Annotated in this window: 20 protein-coding genes; 15 read left to right on the top strand and 5 right to left on the bottom strand. The window is 53.5% G+C overall.

Annotated elements, in window-relative coordinates; all coding sequences use genetic code 11:
- The first annotated feature begins 38 nt into the window (after window positions 1–38).
- The 4 genes from H8B13_RS07810 to serA all read left to right on the top strand — a co-directional run bounded on the left by H8B13_RS07810 (window position 39) and on the right by serA (window position 5111).
- On the top strand, window positions 39–1211 hold the full coding sequence (locus tag H8B13_RS07810) for a serine hydrolase domain-containing protein (RefSeq protein ID WP_187310217.1): 1173 nt from the start codon (window positions 39–41) through the stop codon (window positions 1209–1211).
- 116 nt (window positions 1212–1327) lie between these two features.
- Window positions 1328–2233, top strand: a complete 906-nt coding sequence (locus tag H8B13_RS07805) for a YitT family protein (protein ID WP_261990261.1) — start codon at window positions 1328–1330, stop codon at window positions 2231–2233.
- Window positions 2234–2320: 87 nt separating this feature from the next.
- Window positions 2321–3037 (top strand): DUF421 domain-containing protein, encoded by a 717-nt coding sequence (locus H8B13_RS07800; RefSeq protein WP_187310216.1) that lies wholly within the window; start codon window positions 2321–2323, stop codon window positions 3035–3037.
- A gap of 172 nt (window positions 3038–3209) precedes the next feature.
- The gene (serA, locus tag H8B13_RS07795) at window positions 3210–5111 is read left to right on the top strand and encodes a phosphoglycerate dehydrogenase (RefSeq protein ID WP_187310215.1); all 1902 of its coding nucleotides are present in this window, start codon (window positions 3210–3212) and stop codon (window positions 5109–5111) included.
- 3 nt (window positions 5112–5114) lie between these two features.
- On the opposite strand, the gene H8B13_RS07790 is transcribed toward serA, so the two are convergent.
- Window positions 5115–6491, bottom strand: a complete 1377-nt coding sequence (locus H8B13_RS07790; protein WP_187310214.1) for a D-alanyl-D-alanine carboxypeptidase/D-alanyl-D-alanine-endopeptidase — start codon at window positions 6489–6491, stop codon at window positions 5115–5117.
- Window positions 6492–6799: 308 nt separating this feature from the next.
- On the opposite strand from H8B13_RS07790, the gene H8B13_RS07785 reads away from it, so the two are divergent.
- Window positions 6800–8449 (top strand): CTP synthase, encoded by a 1650-nt coding sequence (locus H8B13_RS07785; RefSeq protein ID WP_187310213.1) that lies wholly within the window; start codon window positions 6800–6802, stop codon window positions 8447–8449.
- Window positions 8450–8701: 252 nt separating this feature from the next.
- Window positions 8702–10561, top strand: a complete 1860-nt coding sequence (yidC, locus tag H8B13_RS07780; protein ID WP_187310212.1) for a membrane protein insertase YidC — start codon at window positions 8702–8704, stop codon at window positions 10559–10561.
- Window positions 10562–10648: 87 nt separating this feature from the next.
- On the opposite strand, the gene H8B13_RS07775 is transcribed toward yidC, so the two are convergent.
- Window positions 10649–12316 carry an ABC transporter substrate-binding protein gene (locus H8B13_RS07775; RefSeq protein ID WP_187310211.1) on the bottom strand — a complete coding sequence of 556 codons (1668 nt, stop codon included), beginning with the start codon at window positions 12314–12316 and terminating at the stop codon, window positions 10649–10651.
- 93 nt (window positions 12317–12409) lie between these two features.
- On the opposite strand from H8B13_RS07775, the gene H8B13_RS07770 reads away from it, so the two are divergent.
- From H8B13_RS07770 to lepB, 6 genes are all read left to right on the top strand, one after another.
- On the top strand, window positions 12410–13090 hold the full coding sequence (locus tag H8B13_RS07770) for a metal-dependent hydrolase (RefSeq protein WP_187310210.1): 681 nt from the start codon (window positions 12410–12412) through the stop codon (window positions 13088–13090).
- 99 nt (window positions 13091–13189) lie between these two features.
- Entirely contained in the window at window positions 13190–13996 is an 807-nt protein-coding gene (locus H8B13_RS07765) for a ParA family protein (protein WP_133272017.1), read from the top strand.
- 170 nt (window positions 13997–14166) lie between these two features.
- Window positions 14167–15114 (top strand): ParB/RepB/Spo0J family partition protein, encoded by a 948-nt coding sequence (locus tag H8B13_RS07760; RefSeq protein WP_187310209.1) that lies wholly within the window; start codon window positions 14167–14169, stop codon window positions 15112–15114.
- A gap of 55 nt (window positions 15115–15169) precedes the next feature.
- Window positions 15170–15778: a DUF5683 domain-containing protein gene (locus H8B13_RS07755; RefSeq protein WP_187310208.1), complete on the top strand. Its 609-nt coding sequence runs from the start codon at window positions 15170–15172 to the stop codon at window positions 15776–15778.
- Complete coding sequence (gene dapB, locus H8B13_RS07750) at window positions 15775–16494, top strand: 4-hydroxy-tetrahydrodipicolinate reductase (protein WP_187310207.1); 720 nt, start codon at window positions 15775–15777, stop codon at window positions 16492–16494. The genes H8B13_RS07755 and dapB overlap by 4 nt, the downstream gene beginning before the upstream one ends.
- Before the next feature lie 149 nt (window positions 16495–16643).
- Entirely contained in the window at window positions 16644–17804 is a 1161-nt protein-coding gene (gene lepB, locus H8B13_RS07745) for a signal peptidase I (protein WP_187310206.1), read from the top strand.
- An 87-nt stretch (window positions 17805–17891) separates the two neighbouring features.
- Here the strand turns inward: lepB and H8B13_RS07740 are convergent, their stop codons facing one another.
- Complete coding sequence (locus H8B13_RS07740) at window positions 17892–18557, bottom strand: uracil-DNA glycosylase (protein WP_166073003.1); 666 nt, start codon at window positions 18555–18557, stop codon at window positions 17892–17894.
- A 107-nt stretch (window positions 18558–18664) separates the two neighbouring features.
- On the opposite strand from H8B13_RS07740, the gene apaG reads away from it, so the two are divergent.
- Window positions 18665–19051, top strand: coding sequence for a Co2+/Mg2+ efflux protein ApaG (gene apaG, locus H8B13_RS07735; protein ID WP_133272011.1), 387 nt, complete (start codon window positions 18665–18667; stop codon window positions 19049–19051).
- Between the two features lie 154 nt (window positions 19052–19205).
- Window positions 19206–19940, top strand: a complete 735-nt coding sequence (locus H8B13_RS07730) for a class I SAM-dependent methyltransferase (RefSeq protein ID WP_315985115.1) — start codon at window positions 19206–19208, stop codon at window positions 19938–19940.
- 19 nt (window positions 19941–19959) lie between these two features.
- Here the strand turns inward: H8B13_RS07730 and kdsA are convergent, their stop codons facing one another.
- On the bottom strand, window positions 19960–20784 hold the full coding sequence (gene kdsA / locus H8B13_RS07725; protein WP_187310204.1) for a 3-deoxy-8-phosphooctulonate synthase: 825 nt from the start codon (window positions 20782–20784) through the stop codon (window positions 19960–19962).
- Between the two features lie 16 nt (window positions 20785–20800).
- On the bottom strand, window positions 20801–21400 hold the full coding sequence (locus H8B13_RS07720; RefSeq protein ID WP_187310203.1) for a methyltransferase: 600 nt from the start codon (window positions 21398–21400) through the stop codon (window positions 20801–20803).
- A gap of 131 nt (window positions 21401–21531) precedes the next feature.
- Here H8B13_RS07720 and H8B13_RS07715 point away from each other — a divergent pair, with 131 nt between their 5' ends.
- Window positions 21532–22479 carry a hypothetical protein gene (locus tag H8B13_RS07715; RefSeq protein WP_187310202.1) on the top strand — a complete coding sequence of 316 codons (948 nt, stop codon included), beginning with the start codon at window positions 21532–21534 and terminating at the stop codon, window positions 22477–22479.
- Window positions 22480–22522: the final 43 nt, after the last annotated feature.

The following is a 22522-nucleotide window of genomic DNA, read 5'->3' as shown; positions in this document are numbered from 1 at the left end:
AAAGTTAAGCATCTTTGGCTTTCTCGAAAAAGCCCCCCATGCGCCACACCCCCTACTATCTCTTCGTTCTTCTCGCCTTTTTGGGCTGCGCCAAAACGCCTTCCCAAACGGCGCAGCAAACCACTCAAACTTCAACCGACCTCTACTTCCCCGCCGCCGGCGACGCCTGGCAGCGCAAGGAGGCCGCACAGGTAGGCATGGATGCCGCCCTACTGGAACAGGCTGTAGCCTTTGCCAAGCAGCAGGAAACCACCCAGATGAAGCCCGACTTCTCCACCCAAAAGGAGATTTTTGGCGAGCCTCTCGGCCCATTGCCCACCAGCCGAGCCGCCACCAATGGCCTCATTCTGCGCTACGGCTACATCGTGGCGGAGTGGGGCGACACCAAAGCGGCCGACCCCACCTACAGCGTTGCTAAAAGCGTGCTGTCGACTATTGTGGGGATTTCAGTAGAGAAAGGCATTATCAAAGATGTGCGCGACCCGGTGGCCAATTACATCAAAGATGGCAGCTACGCCTCTGAGCAGAACCGGTCCATTACCTGGGAGCACCACCTGCGCCAGACCAGCGAGTGGGCCGGCGCGCTGTGGGGCAAAAACGTCAATTTTATCGGCAAGGAAGCCTTCGGGCAAGGCGAGCGGAAGCCCCGCGCGCTCCAGCCGCCCGGCACATACTACGAGTACAACGACGTGCGCATCAACCGCATGGCGCTGTCCTTGTTGCAGCTTTGGCGCAAGCCGCTGCCGGACATATTTCGCGATGAGATCATGAATCCCATCGGGGCATCCAATACTTGGCAATGGGTGCCCTATCGCAACTCTATAATCGAAATTGATGGCAAGGCGATGCCTTCCGTGAGTGGCGGCACGCGTTGGGGCGGCGGCCTCTGGATCAGCGCCCGCGACGAGGCTCGCTTTGGCTACCTTATGCTGCGTCAGGGTCGCTGGGGGGCAAAACAGCTCGTACCGGCCAACTGGATAAAGCAGGCCACTACCCGCGGCCCCGTAGGCCCCGACTATGGCTATTTGTGGTGGCTGAATACGGAGCAGAAAGCTTGGCCGAGCGCCCCAGCCACTAGCTACGCCGCTCTCGGGGCGGGCTCCAACACCATCTGGATTGACCCGGAGCATGATATCGTCGTCGTATGGCGCTGGCACGATGGCAAGCCCGATGAACTGATCAAGCGGATACTGGCGGCGGTACGGGAGTAGGCTTTGCTATATAGCGTTTGCAAAACGCTGCCGTACGGTAGACCACGCCTCTCCAATTACAGTTGAACTTTCCTCTCGGGGGCTTCTCTACCATTATCCTGTTTCATTCACCTTTTATGTCTGAATCTGTCTCCTCCACCGCCTCTCTCGACATCCCAGCGTTGTCAATGAGTCGCCGAATTAAAAATACAGCCTTGGTGCTGGTTGGTATTCTGTCTGCCGGCTTTGGCTTGAAGGGTTTTTTGCTTTCCAGTCATTTCATTGACGGCGGCGTCACGGGGGTTTCTATGCTGCTCTCATCCACTTTGGGCATTCCGTTGTCCTGGCTGCTCATCATCATCAATATCCCGTTTCTGCTGCTGGGCTACCGCCAGATAGGGGTAGCATTCGCGATAAAAAGTGCCGTAGCTATTGCTGGGCTAGCGCTGTGCCTGGCCGTAGTGCCCTACCCCGATGTCACCCCGGATTTCTTCCTGACTTCCGTATTCGGGGGAGTGTTTATTGGCGCAGGTATTGGCTTGGCTATGCGCGGCGGGGCTGTACTCGATGGCACGGAGGTAGCCGCGCTTCTCATCAGCAAGCGCAGTTCCCTGCTCAAGGTCAGCGACGTTATTCTGCTACTCAACATCGTGATTTTTGGCATTGCCGCTTTTATTCTGGGCGTGCAGGTAGCGCTGTATTCTATTCTAACCTATGTATCAGCTTCCAAAGCGCTTGATTTTGTGCTCAATGGCATCGAACAATACACAGGTGTTACCATTATTTCGGCCCAAAGCGAGGCCATCCGGCAGGCCGTCACCACCAATCTGGGGCGAGGCGTAACCATCTACCAAGGTAAGCGGGGCTTTGGCCACCGGGAGAACCAGGACCTGGAAATGGATATCCTGTTTACCGTCGTTACTCGCTTAGAGCTGCCGGCCCTGCGCACCGAGATACGTCGCCTCGACCCGCAGGCGTTCGTAGTGCAGCACCACATTGATGATGCGGAAGGCGGCATGGTCAAAAAGCGCCCTTTTCACTAGATATTACCAGAAAAAGCATAGCATATGACCGAGGAGCTCAACACAGAGCTCCTCGGTCGCGTTAGGGTAGTAGAATTTATCTGCCCTATGCTTTTCCTTGCTGCCCCTATTGAGCCCTTTGACTGGAACCGTATCTTCCTGTCCGAGGACATGCCGCCGCTATTTCTGTTGGAAATAGCTTTCCGCTGCCTACTTACTTACCTGTTCATTATTGGTGCCCTGCGCGTTACGGGTCGGCGCGGCGTACGGCAGCTTTCCCTCTTCGAGCTGAGCATTATCCTGGCGCTGGGTTCGGCGGCCGGCGATGCTATGTTCTACGACGATGTGCCTATCCTGCATGTGCTCGTGGTATTCTTGATGGTGTCGGGCCTTTATCTGTTCTTCAACCGTTTGACCGAGTGGTATCCCGGCTTTAGCGACTGGCTGGAAGGCGCGCCCGTGCTCTTGGTGGAAAATGGCCGAATTCATCTAGAAAATTTCAAAAAGCAAAACCTAACGCAGAAGGAGCTATTCGGTGAAATGCGCCAATTGCAGGTAGAGCATCTGGGCCAAGTACGGCGCGCTTACATCGAAGCTACTGGCGACATAAGTCTCTACTTTTTTGAGGATAAAAATGTGCAGCCTGGTCTGCCTATCTGGCCCGAACGCGTGGCCGACACGCACCGTCGGGCTCAGGAAGCCGGCTCTCATGCCTGCGCCCAGTGCGCGCACGTGCAGGAGCTGGCTCGCGGCGAAGCTACTAAGTGTACGGTCTGCCAGCACGACGCGTGGGTGCCGACCTGCGCTACGCTCCGGATTGCATAAGAAGTTTTTTGCGGCTCCCTTTGCTTCATGTGGTATTATTGCGGCTTCACAGTCAAGCAACTGCGGCTATTAGCTTTGTCCATTCTTAGAAGTTATAGACTGCTTTGGCAGCGCATCAACTTTGCTTTAAGCGCCATTTGATTACATCTACAGCGCTAATTTGCCCCCCAATATGTCTAGCGTAACCCAGCCTCTCCCCTACCTTATCATCGACTTCGATAGCACCTTTACACAGGTCGAAGGCCTTGATGAGCTGGCGGATATTGCCCTCCAGCATCACCCCGAACGCGAAAAAATCGTGGGGCAGATCCGCAGTCTTACGGATCGGGGTATGAGCGGGGAACTGAACTTTTCGGAGTCGCTGAAGCAGCGCCTGGCGTTGTTGGAGGCGCGGCGCGAGCATCTGCCCTTGCTGGTGGCACAGCTCAAAACCAAGGTTTCGGACAGCATTGTGCGCAATCGCAGCTTTTTTGAGCGTTTTCGGGGCCGCATCTACATTGTGAGCAGCGGCTTTCGCGAATTCATTGAGCCCGTAGTTGCCGACTTCGATATTGCGCCTGAATTTGTGCTGGCCAACACCTTTACTTATGACGCTGGGGAGCAAATTACCGGCTTCGATCCCGACAACGTGCTCAGCCGCGACGGGGGCAAAATAGAGCAGCTCCGGCAGCTCGATCTGGCCGGCGACGTGTACGTGCTCGGCGACGGCTACACCGATTACCAGATGCGCGAAGCCGGCCTCGCCAACCGATTCTACGCTTTCACCGAAAACGTGGCCCGCGCCGCCGTAGTAGCCCAGGCCGACGAAGTCATTCCGTCCTTCGACGAGTTTCTCTACCAAAATAAGCTTCCCATGACGCTCAGCTACCCCAAAAACCGCATCAGCGTACTCCTGCTTGAAAACCCCGACGCCCGCGCCGCCGAGCTATTCCGCCAGGAAGGCTACCAGGTGGAAAGCGTGCCCGGCGGCCTCGACGAAGACGAACTGGTAGAGCGCATCGCGGGCGTGAGTATTCTCGGCATCCGATCTAAAACCCAAGTAACACCGCGCGTACTCGAAGCAGCTAATCGCCTGATTGCCGTGGGGGCCTTTTGCATCGGCACCAACCAAATTGATTTAGTGGGCTGCATGAAAAAGGGCGTCGCTGTGTTCAATGCGCCCTTTTCTAACACCCGCTCCGTAGTAGAATTGGCCTTGGGCGAAATCATCGTGCTGGCCCGCCGTATTCCTGATAAGAACCCCAAAATGCATCAGGGCGAGTGGGACAAATCGGCCCGCGGCAGCTTCGAGATTCGGGGTAAAAAGTTGGGTATCGTGGGCTACGGCAACATCGGCAGCCAGCTGTCGGTGGTAGCCGAAGCGGTGGGCATGCAAGTGCTTTACTATGACATAGCTGAAAAGCTTCAGCTCGGAAATGCTGTGAAGTGCCGCACCTTGCAGGAGCTTTTGCAGCAAGCCGACGTCGTGACGCTACACGTAGATGGCCGCGCCGAGAACAAGAACCTCATCGGTGCCGAAGAATTCGCTTTGATGAAGCCGGGGGGCATTTTTCTCAACCTCAGCCGCGGCCACATCGTGGATATTCCGGCCCTGGCCGAGGCCATCCGAAGCGGTCATCTCGGCGGCGCCAGTATCGATGTGTTCCCTTACGAGCCCAAAACCAACCACGAAACCTTCGAAAGCGAGCTGCGGGGCTTGCCCAATGTACTGCTCACTCCTCACATTGGCGGCAGTACGGCCGAAGCCCAGCGTAACATCGCAGAGTTTGTGCCCGAGCGCATTATGGGCTACGTCAATACCGGCAACACCCAGCAAAGCGTGAATCTGCCCAACATTCAACTTCCTGTGCAGCAGGCGCATCGTCTTATTCACCTGCACGCCAACGTACCCGGTGTGCTTGCCAGCATCAACAATGTATTGGCGGACCATCAGGTCAACATTCTCGGTCAATACCTCAAAACCAACGAGCACATCGGCTACGTGATTACCGACATTGATAAGGAATATGAGCCGGAGGTAATTGGGGCTTTGCGCAAGGTGGAGCACACGATTAAGTTTCGAGTGCTGTACTAGCACTTACATCCGCTCGCGCACTTCTTTAAGCACGCGCTCCATCTCCTGGCGCACAACGGTTGTTTCTGCCACGTGATTGTTATTCATAAAACTCACAACCAACAGATTACCTTTTCGCGTTTTGAGGTAGCCACACACGTTGTGGTTGTTGCTGAGCGTGCCGGTTTTGCCCCAAAACCACGGCCCGGCCTTATCGCGGTACACGCGGCGCAGGGTACCGTGGCCACCACCAGCCGCGAGCAAGCTCAGCAGACGAGGCTCTGGTACTTCCTGGTGCAGTTTGAGTAGCAAGGCTGATAAGGTGCGGGGCGTAACTAGGTTTTTGCGCGAGAGACCAGAGCCATCCACCCAATGCGGGGCATCGGGCAAGTTTTGTAAATACTGCGCGCGGACAGCCTTAATAACACTTTGGGTGCTCAACGAGTCGGAGCGCAGGCGCGCGGAGCACATAAGCAACAGCTGCTCTGCCAAAAGATTATCGCTGACTTGCAGCATCCGCCGGTACAGCGAATCAACGGGCAAGCCCGCTAGCGTACGTACAGCTTCCTGCGGGTGCATCGGGCGCCAGGGGGCATTTAGCACGGGCCGACGCAGTGTGTCCTGCAACAACTGAAGTACAAGCTGCGAGCTAGGGCGAAAAGGCGTTTCATCAATCCACTTTTTGGGCGAAGTGAAGTACACGAAGCGGTTGTCGGTTAGCTCACGGCGCACATGGTCGTCGGCAGGATGCGGAAAACCGGCTGGGGCTTCCTTCACTACAGGATTGAAGAAGCGCGGACGAACGGACGGTCGCCGGTTTGGGCCAGCATAGAAGCGAATCACATTGCCATATACCGGAAAGGCGGAGCGCTCGGGCTGGTAGTAGTAGTTGTAATCATCCCAACTCCAGCCGGGTCCAAAGGCTGCTTCGGTCATCGGAATTTCCCGATAGAAAAGCTTCTCGGGACGTTTCTGCAGAAAGTCGAACGCTTTCCGCGAGGGCACATCGCCGTGAAGCAGTGTGGGGTCGCCGGTACCCCAGAACAGCAGAGAGTCGCCGCGCACGACGTAGCGTAGGCTGGGCAGGGAGTCGCCAAGCAGGTGCAGACCAGCATAAAAGCTGAACAGCTTCATGTTGCTGGCCGGAGTGAAATAGCGGTCGGCATTCAGTTCGTACAGCTTCTCACCCGAGGCAACTTCCGCAATCGAAATGCCCACCTGATGCTGGCGCAGCACCGCCGATTCGGCAATCATTTTATTCAGCCAGCGCGGCCCTTTGCCGCGGTTAGAACTCATTTCGGCCTCATCGTCGTCACTGGCGACACCGAAGTGCGGGGCTGCGGCGCTAAGCGGAAACAGCAGCAAGAACAAAAAGGAAAGCAATCGGAAGTAGGGCGACATTGCACAGGTATTTAACACGCAATATGCACATAAATAAGCCGGAATAGAAGCACTGAAGGGTGTTTTCGCAGTAATTTCGTGCTTTAATCCCCTGCTTGAAAAGTTGTAGAGATGTAGCGCGAGGCTTCTGCTTCGCGTCGCGACGGACGACGCACGGCGGGGGGCATTTTCAGCTGGCTTGCTCAAGTAAACAACGAAACGCGAAGCAGAAGCCTCACTCTACAAAGAACGATTTGCTGAGCATCAGATGGGGTTGAAGCAAAAAATCTTCGTGGCCCCGGATATTCCGCCTAACTTTGTTTCCCGTTATGCCAGACCGAAATACCTCCTCCCCGACTGCAACGGCCAAGTACATCTTTGTCACCGGCGGGGTGACCTCCTCCCTGGGCAAGGGCATCATTTCTGCCTCCTTGGCCAAGCTCCTGCAGGCCCGCGGCTTCCGGGTTACCATTCAGAAGTTCGACCCCTACATCAACATCGACCCCGGCACGCTCAATCCCTATGAGCACGGCGAATGCTTTGTGACGGATGATGGTGCCGAAACCGACCTCGACCTGGGCCACTACGAGCGGTTCCTGAACACGCCCACTTCACAGGCCAACAATGTAACCACGGGTCGCATTTACAACCACGTGATTAGCAAGGAGCGCGAAGGCGCTTACCTGGGCAAAACCGTGCAGGTAGTACCCCACATCACCGACGAAATCAAGCGGCGCATGCTGCTATTGGGGCAAGGCGACGAGTTTGACGTCATCATCACCGAAATCGGGGGCTGCATTGGCGACATTGAAAGTCTGCCGTTTGTGGAGGCCGTACGCCAGTTACGTTGGGAATTGCCCCCCAATGATTCGCTGGTGATTCACCTCACACTGCTTCCCTACTTGAAGGCAGCCGGTGAGCTAAAAACCAAGCCCACGCAGCATTCCGTGCGCGATTTGCGTGAAGCTGGCTTGCAACCTGACATTCTGGTGTGCCGCTCTGAGCACCCGATTCCACTAGAGATGCGTCGGAAAATAGCGCTTTTCTGTAATGTCCAAATCAACTCGGTTATTGAAAGTCTAGACGCCGACAGCATCTACTCCGTGCCCCTGCTCATGCGCAAGGAGCAGCTCGACGACCGGGTAATTAAGCGTCTAAAGCTTACAGGCGGCGCCCAGCAGCCCGATCTGGAAGTGTGGAAGGACTTTTTGGGCCGCCTAAAAAATCCAACCGAGGAAGTGACCATCGCCTTGGTTGGCAAATACGTAGAACTGCCCGACGCCTACAAGTCCATCAATGAGTCATTCGTGCACGCTGGCGCTCAAAACGAGTGTAAAGTGACTCTGCGCAGCATTCAATCGGAGCATATCACGCCCGAAAATGTCGCCCAGCTCCTGCAGGGTGTCGATGGCGTGTTGGTAGCGCCAGGCTTTGGCGAGCGGGGCTTCGAGGGCAAGGTGTGCGCTGTGCGTCACGTCCGTGAGAACAACATTCCTTTTTTCGGTATTTGCCTGGGTATGCAGGTGGCCATGGTAGAATTTGCGCGCCACGTGCTGAACCTGCCTAACGCCAACTCTACCGAAATGGACCCGCTGACGCCTACTCCCGTCATTGCCATGATGGAGGAGCAAAAAAATATCACTCAGAAAGGCGGCACCATGCGCCTCGGCGCCTACGACTGCGACCTGCGTCGCGGCTCCAAAGCTGCCAAAGCGTACGGCCGCAACCATATTAGTGAGCGCCACCGGCACCGCTACGAGTTCAACAACGAGTATCTGGAGCAATTTGAGGCCGCTGGCATGGTCGCTTCCGGCCTGAACCCCGGCACTGGCTTGGTGGAGGTGATAGAGCTGAATGGCCACCCGTGGTTCGTGGCGGGGCAGTTTCACCCCGAGCTGAAAAGCACCGTGGAAAATCCACATCCTTTATTTGTGCGCTTCGTGAGGGCTGCCATTCAGCACCATAAGAATGAGCTGTAACTAATTGATTAAGAACAAGGAGAGGAATTTGGTTGAGTTCATGTTACTACTCAGCCAGGTTCCTCTCTTGCTTGTAACAACAGGGCAGTTTCCCTGTCACCTCGTCCGATTTTTCGACTTCTGCATAAAATAAGCTGCCACTACCGACCTTTGTAGCGGCACAGCCGAATTTTTGCTGGCAACTCTGCTCGCTGGAAGCATTTTTCAGCTCTTTCCTTAGTACCGAATACCTACGCATTTATTTCCCCTTCGATGGACAAGAACTCAGCAACCGGCCTATTTTTGATTTCGGCCTTGCTCCTCATCTATTTGTTTTTCTTCGCGCCGAAGTCAGAGCCGGAAAAAGCCCCCGCTAAGCCCACCACTACCGCTGCTACCGCCCCGGCTCAGTCGGCAGATACAGCCGCCGCCGCTACGCCTGCTCCCCTCGACTCGGCCGCGCAGGCGCAGGCATTCGGCGCTTTTGCTACCGCAGCGCAAGGCACCGCCCAGGATGTGCAGCTGAGCAACGAAGACTTAGTAGTAACCTTTTCGACCAAAGGAGGGCAGGTGCAAGCCGTACGTCTGAACAAGTACAAGACCTTCTTTGGTCAGCCCTTCGATTTGCTGGATAAGGAAAGCGCAAAGATTGACACCCGCTTTCGAACTACCGACGGCCGCACAGTACGGTTTTCAGACCTATACTTTCAGCCAAGTGCGCTCCAGCCTACTGCCGATGCCAACCGCCCAGGCCAGCGCCTAACTTTCACCGCCGCTGTGGCTGGGGGGCAAATTGAGCAGATATACACGCTGTATAATGACAACTACCAGCTGGCCTACGAGATGCGCTTTACAGGCCTGAGCAACGTCATTGCCCAAGAGCCTATCACGTTCACCTTCCTAGACCGCGTGCGCCAGACGGAGCAAGACCGTGCCCAAAACCGCAACCACACCACCATCAACCATTACTTAGCTAACGACGACGACGGCTCGCTGGCCGAGGCCAGTGAAGACCCTGAGGAAATAGTTATCAACGAGCCGGTGAAGTGGGCCGCGCACAAGCACGATTTCTTCGTGGCGGGCCTGATTGCCGAAAACCAGTTCAGCACCGGCAAATTCAATTCGACGGTGCCCGCCGCTGCCGATTCGACCAACAAGTTCATCAAAACTTTAAGCTCTACGCTTACGATTCCGGCCGCCGATGTGCTGGGGGGCAAAGGTCAGTTCCGCTACTATTTCGGCCCTAACTCCTTCCAGATTCTGAAGGAAGTGGCACCCGGCTTCGACCGCAACGTATTCTTAGGCTGGGGTATTTTCCGCTGGATGAACCGCTTCATCGTGATTCCAGTGTTCCATTTCCTGGAGCAATTTATTAGCAGCTACGGCATCATCATCGCGCTGTTGGTGCTACTTATTAAGCTGGTTACCTGGCCATTGACCTACAAAACGTACGTGTCGCAGGCGCGCATGAAGGTGCTGAAGCCGGAGCTGGACGAGATCAAGGAGAAATACGGCGACGACCAGGCCAAAGTGCAGAGCGAAACAATGAAGCTCTACACGTCTATGGGTGTGAGCCCGTTGAGCGGCTGCATTCCTACGTTGCTGACGCTGCCTATTCTGTTTGCAATGTTTAACTTCTTCCCCAACTCCATTGAGCTGCGGCAGGAAGCATTTTTATGGGCTAAAGACTTGAGTAGCTACGACGTATTCGCTAAGCTGCCGTTCGCCATTCCCTATTATGGCAGCCACATCAGCATGTTCACTTTACTCATGACAGCTTCCACCCTGCTGATGACGTGGCAGAGCAACCAGCTCAACACTGCCATGCAGGGCCCAATGAAGTTTTACAGCTACCTGATGCCGCTGATTTTCCTGTTCGTTTTGAACAGCTTCGCGGCCGGCCTCACCTGGTATTACTTCGTTTCCAACGTCATCACCTTCGGTCAGCAAGCCCTTACCCGCCGATTCGTGGATGAAACCAAGCTGCGGGCTCAACTCGAAGCCAACAAGGTGAAGAACAAGGACAAAAAGCCCGGCGGCTTCCAGGCTCGCCTTGCTGAAGCGATGAAAACCGCACAGGAGCGTGAAGCTGAAGCTCGCAAGCCAGGTCCTGCGAAGCCAAAGACTAAATAAGAAAGGTTATCTCACAAAAAAGCCCCCTAGAAATAATCTGGGGGGCTTTTTTGTCTCTAGAGATGCTTTGAATTCATGAGTTCGAACTTACAGCTTCCGCACCCGCTCCAGTACCAGTTGGTTCATGGGATTTGGCTTTAAGCCCTGTACGTTGTTTTGTGTAAGTCGCACTACTTCATCGTAATACATCGGAATAACGGGGCATTCCTCAACTATAATACGGTCCATTTGACGGTATAGGTTATAGCGCTTCTCCGTGTCCTGCTCCAGTTGGGCTAACTCGTAGAGACGGTCGTAAGTGGCGTTATTGAAATGCGTTTTGTTGGGGCCGGCGGGCGAAAAGTTCTTGCTATAAAACAGGGCCAGATAGTTCTCCGCATCCGGGTAGTCACCCAGCCAAGATTTAGTAAAGAATGCAGCGCGGCCGTTATCTACGTTCTCCTGATGAGCCGCCCCTTGGCTCACATCAATGGTTACCTGTACCCCTACTTCGGCCCATTTCTTCTGCAGGTACTCTGTTATTTCCTTGGTCTCGGCTACCGTACCAAGGCGCAGGCGTAGCGGTTTGCCAACGCCGTAGCCAGCAGCCTTCAGTAGCTCGCGGGCCTTTTCGGGTTGATACGTGTAGCCCGGAACCAGCTTTTCGCTAAACGATGGCAATGAAGCGGGCACAAACCCCGAGTTGCCAGGCCGGCCTACATTATTCAGGAAATAAGCAATCAGTTCAGGCTTATTAAGCGCGTAGCTTAAAGCCTGGCGCACCCGTTTATCGCGCAGCGCCGGGTTAGCCGCATCCCCCCGCAGGTTAGTAGGATCCTGCTGAATCCCGAGGTATTCCGTATTCAGATACGGCACTTTCTCAAAGCGGAACTTGCCCTCAAAATCTTCGCGAACAGTGCCATCAGGGTGTAAAATCAAATCACGAGAGCCGGCCCGAATACCGCTTACAAAGTCGAGTTTACCCTGCTGAAAGGTTAGAAACTCCGTTTTTCGGTCCTGAATGAAAGAAATCTGGACCGCATCGAGATACGGCAGCGCCTGGCCCTGCGCATCCTTGCGCCAATAGTGCGGATTACGGTGGTAAACAATCGCATTTCCTTCGTCCCAATCCTTAAACTGAAACGGCCCCGTACCCACCGGGTGCTCCCGAAAGTCTTTGCCATAGCGCTGCACCGCCTCGCGGGGCACCACGTAGGCGTAAGGCATCGTCAGGATGCTCAAAAAAGGAATAAACGGCTCCTGCAAATAAATACGCACAGTACTATCGTTCACCGCAACAAAGGCCGTATCCGAAGGCTCACCTGCCGCGTTTTCCAGCACTTTCCCCCTAAAAATCCAGCCGCCAGTGCTGGCCGTAACAGGATCGAGCAGCCGCCGAAAGCTGTACACGAAATCTTGGGCCGTTACTCGCCGGCCTTTGCCCCCCGGAAACACCTCGCTGTCGTGGAAGAATACGTTAGGCCGTAGAGTAAACGTGTAGCGGCGGCCGTCAGACGAAATATCATAGTGGCGGGCCAGCGCGGGACCGGGTTTCAACTGGTCGTCTAGCTCCACCAAGCCATTATATAACTGCGTCACCGCCCAGGTATTAGCTTGGTTGCGGGCAAAAGCAGGGTCAAGTGAACTGAGGGCTTCTGGCTGGTTATAACGGAAAACGCGGCGCTCGTCGGTAGGGCTACTTGGGCCGCCGCAGCTAGCTAATGCCGTGAGCAACGGAAGGGCAAAACCAGCAAAACGACGCAAAAACGGAAACATGAGAAAGGCGAAACAGTGTATATTTGTGCTAAGTTCGGTGCAAGTGTAACGCTAAATTGGCGTCTGACCGCTCCTTTCCGCTTCGCTTTATTTATGAAATTGACCTATTACGGCCACTCCTGCTTCTTGGCTGAGATTGGCGGCACTAAAGTGCTCTTCGACCCTTTTATTCGTCCTAATGAATTAGCGAAGAACATTGACGTCGAGAAAATTGGGGCTGATTTTATCCTGCTCAGCCACGGCCACGGCGACCACGTTGCCGATGTCGAGGAAATCGGTAAGCGCACAGGTGCCGAGTTGGTAGGGATGTTTGAGGTGCTTAGCTGGTTTGAAGCGAAGGGCTTGAAAGCGAACTACAAAATGAACCTGGGGGGCAAAATACAGCTGCCTTTCGGTACGGTAAAACTTGTTCCCGCGGCTCACTCCAGCTCTATGCCCGATGGCTCCTATGGGGGCTTGGCGGCCGGCTTTGTGATTGAAACAGCCGAAAAAAACTTTTACTTCGCCGGCGATACTGCCCTCACCTACGACATGAAGCTCATTAATGAGCGGCATGAATTGGATTTTGCTATTCTGCCCATTGGTGATAACTTCACCATGGGCGTTGACGATGCAATTGAGGCAGCCAACTGGGTAGGAGTTCGTCAGTTTATCGGCATGCATTACGACACTTTCCCGCCTATTAAAATCGACCATGACGCGGCCCGTGAACAGGCCACGCAAGCCGGAAAAGAATTAGTGTTGATGGCCATCGGGTCGACAATGGAGTTGTAATTTAACTAGTTAAATAGCTGAATCATTGATCTATAACATCAGCCTTCAGCCTTTTACTACTTAAACTGTCAACTATTAAACAAGTAAGAATAAACCCACATGGGAAAAATTATCGCGGTAGCCAATCAGAAGGGTGGAGTGGGCAAGACCACCTCATCCATCAACCTTGCGGCTAGCTTGGCAGCTTTGGAATACCGTACTCTGCTCGTAGATGCCGACCCGCAAGCCAATGCTACTTCCGGTGTTGGCTTCGACCCCAAGGATATTCAGAACAGCATCTATGAGTGCATGGTGGATGGCATCAACGCTCAGGATATCATTCTGCAAACCAACATCTTGCCTCACCTCGACCTCATGCCTTCCCACATCGATTTGGTGGGAGCGGAAGTAGAGATGATTAACCTTCCTAATCGGGAGGAGAAGATGAAAGAGGCGTTGCGGCCATTGGCCGATCAGTATGATTTCATCATCATCGACTGCTCGCCTAGCTTAGGTTTGATTACAGTGAATGCCCTTACGGCCGCTCACTCCGTCATTATTCCGGTTCAGTGCGAATACTTCGCGTTGGAAGGCTTGGGCAAATTGCTGAATACCATCAAAATCATTCAGAGCCGACTCAACCCTGAGCTCGAAATTGAAGGTATTCTGCTGACTATGTATGATGTGCGCCTGCGCCTCTCCAACCAAGTAGTAGAAGAAGTAAAGCTGCATTTCCAGCAGCTGGTTTTTGATACAATTATTCCGCGCAACGTGAAGCTGAGCGAGTCGCCAAGCTTCGGTATTCCGGTTATTCTGCACGATGCCGACAGCAAAGGCTCTATCAGTTACCTGAACTTAGCCCGCGAGATTGTGGAGAAGAACTCGGTAGCGGCCGACCCGGAAGCGGCTGAGGATGAAGCAGCTTAACGTCTGACTTCTTGATAAAGAAACGAAAGCTGGCAGGTGGTATTCCATCTGCCAGCTTTCGTTTAAGGGCAATGACGATAGTAGTGAGTAAAATTTCCGGTCCTTCCCCGGCGTTTGTGTATTTTTGAATCCCGCTTTGGCCCGGTACTGGGCTTAGGCTGTTAGTAGGTATGTCAGAGAAGAACGAAGAAAAAACTCCCGCATCAGTTCCGAAGCGCAAAATTGGCGGCTTGGGTCGCGGGCTAAATGCCCTTATTGAAGGCAGCTACGAGAAAAAAGGCGAACGGCTGGTGCCGCATCCGGTCAATTCGGTAGGCTTCATTTCGGTGAATCATATCGAGGCGAACCCGTACCAGCCTCGCACTCACTTTGACCAACAGGCGCTGCAGGAATTGGCCGAGTCTATTCGGATCCAGGGCATCATTCAGCCCGTAACCGTGCGCCAGTTGGGTACCAATTCTTATCAGCTTATCAGCGGCGAGCGGCGTTTGCAGGCTTCTAAGCTGGCGGGCTTGGATACGATTCCGGCGTACATCCGCAAGGCCGACGACCAGCAAATGCTGGAAATGGCCCTGATTGAGAATATTCAGCGCGAGAATCTTAACGCAATAGAAATTGCGCTTAGCTACCAGCGATTGGTGAGTGAGTGCAGCCTAAAGCAGGAAGAACTCGGCGACCGGGTAGGCAAGAACCGCTCGACAGTAACCAACTATCTGCGGCTCCTAAAATTGCCTCCCGACATCCAGATTGGTTTGCGCGACGCTGAAATTTCAATGGGCCATGCCCGCGCCCTCATCAACATTGAGGATGCCGAGCAACAGCTGATGCTTTATCGTCGCATTGTAGCCGAAGACCTTTCGGTGCGTCGTGTAGAACAGATTGTGCGTGGTGGTGGCGCAGCTACTGCTCCGGCCACTGCGCCTGGTCAGAAGGCTGCCGAAAATGCCCCCCAGCCGGTTCCTGTAGCCGAACTGCGCCGCACCGAGCGCCACCTTTCCGACCGCTTCGGCAGCCGAGTGCAGGTGAAACCAAATCCCCAGGGCAATGGCGAGATCAGAATCGCGTTTGACTCGGTGGAGGATATGCAGCGTATTCTTCATATTCTTCAACCGTCTTAGTACATAGCAACAGCAGATGACTGGGTATTGTAAAGCAGCGCTTTTGTTTTGCTTAGTGGGAGTTCCACTAGCCCAGTCGGCGCAAGCCCAAGTAGTGACTACTGGGCCCGATTCGACCCGCGTGAGTACACCAGCGGTAGCTGATACTACGAGGCGCACCGAAAGGCTGTTCGGACTTCACTTGACGCGGCCTGCCAAAGCAGCTATGCTGTCGGCGCTCGTGCCTGGTGCTGGCCAGATTTATAACCGCAAGTACTGGAAGCTCCCCATTGTGTATGGCGTGTTAGGCACGGCACTTACGGTGGAGTTTTTCTATCAAAGTCGCTTTAAAGAGTTTCGGGAAGCCAAAATAGCCCGCAATGACAACGACCCGTTGACCATCGATACTGGACCTCTTTCTAGCACCATTGAGGACAATGCGACGATAGATCGAGGGTTAATTATCTACCGCCGCAACCGCGACAAATGGATTGCCTTTTCCGCCGTGGCGTATGCCATAGGCGTGGTTGATGCCCTTGTTGATGCCCACTTACGCGACTTTGACGTCAGTGACGATCTGAGCCTGCGCTGGGAGCCCACGATGCTCTATATGCCCACGGCGCAGCCCACGGCCGGCATCAACCTTAGTTTAAACTTGAAGTCTACTTCCCGCTCAACGAAATGAAATTGCTGCTGATTGGCTACGGCAAGATGGGCCAGGCCATTGAGGCCCAGGCTATTGCCCGAGGCCACCAGATTGTTGGCATCGTGGATCCCTCACGGCCCGGTGTACGCATCTCCGACTTCGACGCTACGACCGTTGACGCGGCCATTGAGTTCACCCATCCTGATGCTGCCTTCGCTAATGTGAGCGCTGCCCTGCGCCAAGGGTTGCCAGTGGTTTGTGGCTCTACAGGTTGGCTCCATCATTTTCAGGAAGCCCGCGACCTATGTAAGGAGATGGGTGGGGGGCTTTTTTACGCTTCCAACTACAGCGTGGGCGTAAACTTGTTCTTTCATTTCAATGAGTATATCGCCGCCAAAATGCACCACTTTGGGGGCTACGATGTGCAGGTTCGCGAAATTCACCACACGCAGAAGGTAGATCAGCCCAGCGGTACAGCTCTTACCACCGCTGAATCTATCATTCGTCACTTTCCGACCAAGACCATCTGGCGCAACGAACCTACTACGGCTCCGCAAGAGCTGGCTGTACTTTCGGAGCGCACAGGTCAGGTAGTTGGTACACACATTGTTACATATTCCTCACCCGCTGATACCATTGAGCTGAAGCACGAAGCACATACGCGGGATGGCTTTGTTCAGGGAGCACTGCTAGCTGCCGAATGGCTGCCGGGGCGCAAGGGTGTATTTGGGATGAAGGAGCTACTCGGATTGTAGGAACGCACCCTGTTATGATGTGTGTTATCAGGTGATTATTCAGTGTCTTATCTCTACAAATCACATTCTTACATTAATTCGGATATTTAATCATTCAATTGTATCCTTGCTTTGTTTGGGCAGCGTGCTGCCCGTTTTCGTCTTGATTTATGGCCGTAAAATTTTGGGAGAAAACCTCCACTACCGAAGCAGTACCGAAGAAGCCAAAGGGCTTTTTGCGGGAGTGGGGCGACGCCATTCTCTTTGCCGTGGTGGTGGCCTCGCTTATTCGCTGGGCCACTTTTGAGGCGTATACTATCCCGACGCCTTCCATGGAAAGCTCCTTGCTAGTCGGCGATTATCTATTTGTAAGCAAGTTGCACTACGGCCCACGCACGCCTCAAACGCCTCTGCAGGTGCCGCTTACGCACCAAACCATCTGGGGCACCAACATTAAGAGCTACTCCGATGCTATTCAGCTTCCCTCCTACCGCCTACCTGGTTTTTCAGAAGTAACGCGTGGTGATGTTGTAGTCTTTAATATTCCATTTGAAAGCGAACACCCCGCCGACTTGCGCACTAACTATATCAAGCGTTGCGTAGCCGTAGCTGGCGATGTACTGGAAATAAAGAAGACGCAGGTGTATATCAACGGACAGCCGTTGGCGAACCCGCCACAAATGCAATCCAGCTACTACCTACAGGTAGCTGAGCCCGTGCGTGATAAGGTATTCCAGGATTTGGGGGTAACGGACTCCAACACGCCTAACGGTGTGCCCCAAGCGCAAACGACGGCCATGGGACCTGCTTACGTGGTAAATACTACGTCCACTATTGCAGCTTATTTCAAGCAGCAGCCTTTTATCAAAGGTGTGGTGGAAGAAGTAGCGCAGCCGGGCCAAGCTGAATCGGAAGTTTTCCCGAACAACCCAGACTACCCGCACAGCACGCCTACGGCTGCTTTTCCTTGGAACCGGGACAACTATGGTCCGCTGCAAATCCCGAAAGAAGGTCAGACAGTGGAGCTTACGTCCCAGAATACGGCTATCTATCAGAAAATCATTATGCGCTACGAGCGCAATGAAGGCGTGACGTATGCGAATGGTGTGTTGTCGCAGAATGGCAAGCCGCTCACGAGCTACACGTTTAAGCAGAATTACTACTTCATGATGGGCGACAACCGCCACAACTCGCTTGATTCACGCTACTGGGGCTTTGTACCCGAAGATCATATTGTAGGTAAAGCAGTTCTGATATGGCTCTCGGTTGACCCTTATGCTGATTTCTTCAGCAAAATCCGTTGGAGCCGTCTATTCGACATTATCCACTAAGTCTACCTTGACTTGGTATCAAAAAAGCCCCCCAGAATGATTCTGGGGGGCTTTTTCCGATATATGGCTCACATATTAAACGTTGTTTTACCACTTAATTGGCTCTAGCCCATGCTGACGCAGGTATTCGTTGGTTTTGCTGAAAGGTCGAGAGCCAAAAAAACCACGGTCGGCGGCGTAGGGCGACGGGTGTGCAGCTTTAAGCACCAAGTGTTTTTTCTCGTCGATTAGCTCCACCTTCTTTTGTGCATAAGCGCCCCACAGGATAAATACGACGTGTTCTTTCTGTTCCGAAACGCGCTGAATAACCGTATCGGTGAATTGCTCCCAGCCCTTTTTTTGGTGCGAGCCGGGCTCTGCAGCCCGAACAGTAAGCGTAGCGTTAAGCAAAAGCACGCCTTGTTCGGCCCAGCGATCGAGGTTGCCATTGGGGGCAGGCGGCGTTTCAGGTAAATCGGCCTGCAACTCCTTAAAAACGTTTTGCAAGGAAGGCGGGGTGCGCACTCCTTCTGCCACGGAAAACGCTAAACCATGCGCCTGACCTTTTCCATGGTATGGGTCCTGGCCCAGAATCACCACTTTGGTTTTATCGAAAGGGCACGCCTCAAAAGCATGAAAAATTTGCCCCCCGGGCGGATACACAGTAGTCGTGGCGTACTCGCCCCGGACGAAGGCAGTAAGATGTTGAAAATAGGGCTTTTCGAACTCGTCTTGTAGTACTTTGCGCCAGCTTTCTTCTATCTTTATGGACATAGGGAAAAGTTTTTTACAGGTTCGGCAAGCCTTTCTGTGGATAGCTTGCGTAGATAAACCAAATTCCGAGAACGGCTGTTAGTTATCCACCGAACCGCACAGGCGCCATGAATACTACCACTACGCAGGGAGTGACCGTAAGTGTTACGACCAACTATTTACCCGATTATTCCAGCCCCGGCCAGGAACATTACGTGTTTGCTTATAAAATCGATATTCGCAACAACAGCGAGTATACCGTAAAGTTGCTCCGTCGCCATTGGTATATATATGATGCCAACGGCGTCGTGCGCGAAGTGGAGGGCGAAGGTGTGGTAGGCCAGCAACCCGTACTGGAGCCCAGTGAGGCACATCAGTACGTATCGGGCTGTAATCTTAAGACCGGTCTGGGTAAGATGCGGGGCACCTACCAGATGGAGCGCCTCGCCGACGGCCGCGAATTCACAGTTGAGATTCCCGAATTCACGCTGGTTGTACCATATCGCCTAAATTAGCGGCAAGCTGTGAGTTTCATTTTCTAACTCACTTCTTTCAACCCGCAACCCCAAGTACTTGCTTTACCAAGCATTCAGTTACATCCGATTTTTGCTCCGATCGGGGAATGCACACGGACTGCATTCCCCGTTCGTTTTTGCCCTCTACAACCATGTGGTTCGCCACACGGGCTTTTTTGCTCCCTATGAGGCTGTGGAGCACCGCCGCACTGAATTGCAAGCCAGTGAGCAAACGATAACCGTAACCGACTTTGGTGCTGGCTCTCATACGGGTGCCGGTCAGCAGCGCCGCGTGCGTGACATTGCGCGCACCGCCGCTAAGTCGCGGCAGCTTGGGCAGCTTCTGTTTCGGTTGGTTAACCATTTTCAGCCGCGCACGGTGCTGGAGCTAGGCACATCATTGGGGCTCACTACTGCCTACTTAGCTACGCCAAACAGCCACAGCCGTGTCATTACGTTTGAGGGCTGTCCAGCTACCGCTGCTGTGGCCCGCGAAACATTCAGCAGTTTGGGACTTCGCAATGCGGAGCTTATTGAAGGCAACCTCGACGCTACCCTTGCTCCTACCCTAGCCGCGCTAGATACACCCGTCGACTTCGTTTTTTTCGACGGTAACCACCGCTACGAGCCAACGGTACGCTACTTTGAGCAGTGCCTAACTCGCCGCACCGATCAAAGTGTGTTCGTCTTCGACGATATTCATTGGTCAGCGGAAATGGAAGGCGCCTGGCAAACCATTAAAGTGCACCCGGAAGTGATGTTGACCGTTGACCTATTTTTTATGGGGTTAGTGTTTTTCAGAAAAAACCAGCCAAAACAGCATTTCTCGCTTCGGTTCGATAATGTGTTGGACAATTTGTTAGATAGAGCCCGCCGCTTGTCTGCGTAAGCTAGAGGTAGACTGTTAGCTACCGAATCGCATCCCGAACCCGTGTGAGCTTCACCATCAACGCTTCCAGCTGATCCAAAGGCAACATATTGGCCCCATCCGATTTGGCAGTGGCTGGCGTAGGATGCGTTTCGATAAACAAACCATCAGCGCCAACGGCAATAGCGGCCTTAGCGATGGTTTCAATAAGAGCCGGCTGACCGCCCGTGACACCACTGGCTTGGTTGGGCTGCTGTAATGAGTGCGTTACGTCCATCACCACGGGTACTTCGAAGCGCTGCATAACAGGCAAATTGCGAAAATCGACCACCAAATCGGCATACCCAAAGGAGTTACCACGGTCGGTGAGCACCACGTGCTCGTTGCCCGACTGGCGCACTTTGTCTACCGCAAATTGCATAGCCTCGCCCGACAGGAACTGGCCTTTTTTGATATTGACCACCTTGCCGGTCTTGGCCGCTGCTATGAGCAAATCCGTCTGGCGGCACAGGAAGGCGGGAATCTGAAGGACATCCACATACTCGGCCGCGAGAGCCGCTTCATCCGACTCGTGAATATCCGTGACGGTCGGCACTCCAATTTCGCGTCCTACTTTCTGCAGGATGCGCAGCGCCGTTTCATCACCAATGCCAGTGTAAGAATCGAGGCGGGAGCGGTTTGCCTTCCGATAAGAGCCTTTGAAGATATATGGAATTTGCAGCTTATCCGTGATATGGCGCACGCGCTCCGCGATGCGTAAGGCCATGTCTTCACCCTCAATTACGCAGGGGCCAGCCATCAGAAAAAACTGGCCGGAGTTGGTATTACGAAAATGAGGAAGCGCGTTGGCGAGTGAGTCAAACATGAGCTGGGTATATGATTTACTTTTTCTCTAAACAAATAAACAACTCCCTATCCTGCCGGGGCCGAATAGAGTTGTAGGCAGTATCAAAATGGACGAACTTAAAATACGGCTCAAAGTACGCTCGGTATTCGTCGCGGGTGCCGCCGAAGGGAGGTTCGGATGAGGGGCCAAAATCCGTTTCGAAGAGCAAGCCTACCAATTTGCCCCCCGGCCGCAGTAAATGCGCACACTGACGGGCATAATCCGGACGAAGCGTGCGGGGCAGTGCGCAAAAAAACGTTTGCTCTACAATTAAATCGTAAGGGGGCTCAGCCGACAGCGTAAAAAAATCATGCTGCAATAAATGCCCCCCAGGAAAGCTGGGCACACGCTGCTGCAACGCTTCCAGCGCCTCTGGCGCCAGGTCAATTACAAACACTTCACTAAATCCTTGATTGTGTAGGCATTCGGCTTCGTACGCCCTTCCCGCACCTGGAATGAGGATACGCCGAGCATCGGGCGGACCTAGTTGCTTAAAATAATCCTGTAGCGGAGGCGTTATTGCTCCCACATCCCAACCTGTTTGGCCAGTAGCGTAACGGGCTCGCCAGTAGGTCTCATCAAGCAGTAAATCCATATTCGCGCAAATGCAGTATTTAGTGCCGAAACTTGCCCACGTGGGTAAGTCCTTTATTTTTGTGCGTAAAGGTAGCGTACCGTCCTAACTAGCCGCGTACTCCCACATTAATTAACCAATTCCCTTCCTCAATGGAACAAAACGAAAACACGGAGCCTAAAAACAAGAGCCGTCTTTTGCTAATAGTGGCTCTATTTCTGGTTCTGGCCGGTATTAATGCCCTGCTTTTCTACATGAACAATCAGAAAGGCAAGCAGAATGAGCAGTTGACAGCTGAGGTAAAAGCAAAGGATGTACGGCTTGAAGAACAGATTAAACAGTACGAGACCCTCAAGGCTGATTTTGAGCGTCAAAGCCAAGAAGTACAGGCGATGGGTCTTGCCAATGACTCGTTGGAAGCCCGCATTGCTACGATCAACTCTGATTTGCTGAAACTTCGCTCCTTCCGCAAAGGCAGCTTCTCGCTGGCTGAGCAAGCTCGCTTCCGCAACCGCGCTACCAACTTGGAGCAGCAGCTGCGAAAGAAAGACGAGGAGATTGCTCAGCTAAAAGCTGATAACGAGGTGTTGTACACCGAAACGACTACGCTAAAAGAGCGTCAGAACAAGCTGACTGACACTATTTCGACTATTGCTCGCACCAACCAGGAGCTTTCGGAGAAGGTGGCCGTAGCATCCCGCCTTCAGGCCGACAACATTCGGGTGAACGTGATTAACGCCCGGAACAAAGAGAAGGACGACGACGATAACGAGTTTCGGGCTAAGCGTGTAGAGAAAATCAAGGTTACTTTCAACCTTGCTCGCAACGACGTATCGCCCAAGGAAACCAAACAGATTATGATGCGTCTTGTGGAGCCTGATGGCTCGGCACTGTATAATCTGAGCACCGGTGGTGGCACTTTCATGATTGATGGCTCAGAAGCCTTTTACACCGCTAAGCAGGACATCGTGTACGACAACACCCGTCAGCCTGTGCAGTTTGTGTACGCCAAAGGTGCAGCCTATAAGACTGGTTTGCACACCGTTGAGCTGTATGAAGGCGGCGTAATGATTGGCAAATCAACTTTCACTTTGAAGTAGGTCGCAGATCTTTTTGCTTATAAAAAGCCCCCCAGATTATTTC

The organism is Hymenobacter sp. BT188 (genome assembly GCF_014333585.1).
In the GTDB taxonomy this organism is placed as follows: domain Bacteria; phylum Bacteroidota; class Bacteroidia; order Cytophagales; family Hymenobacteraceae; genus Hymenobacter.
Note: the sequence above shows the minus strand (reverse complement) of the source record. Positions and strands in the feature narration are given on the sequence as shown.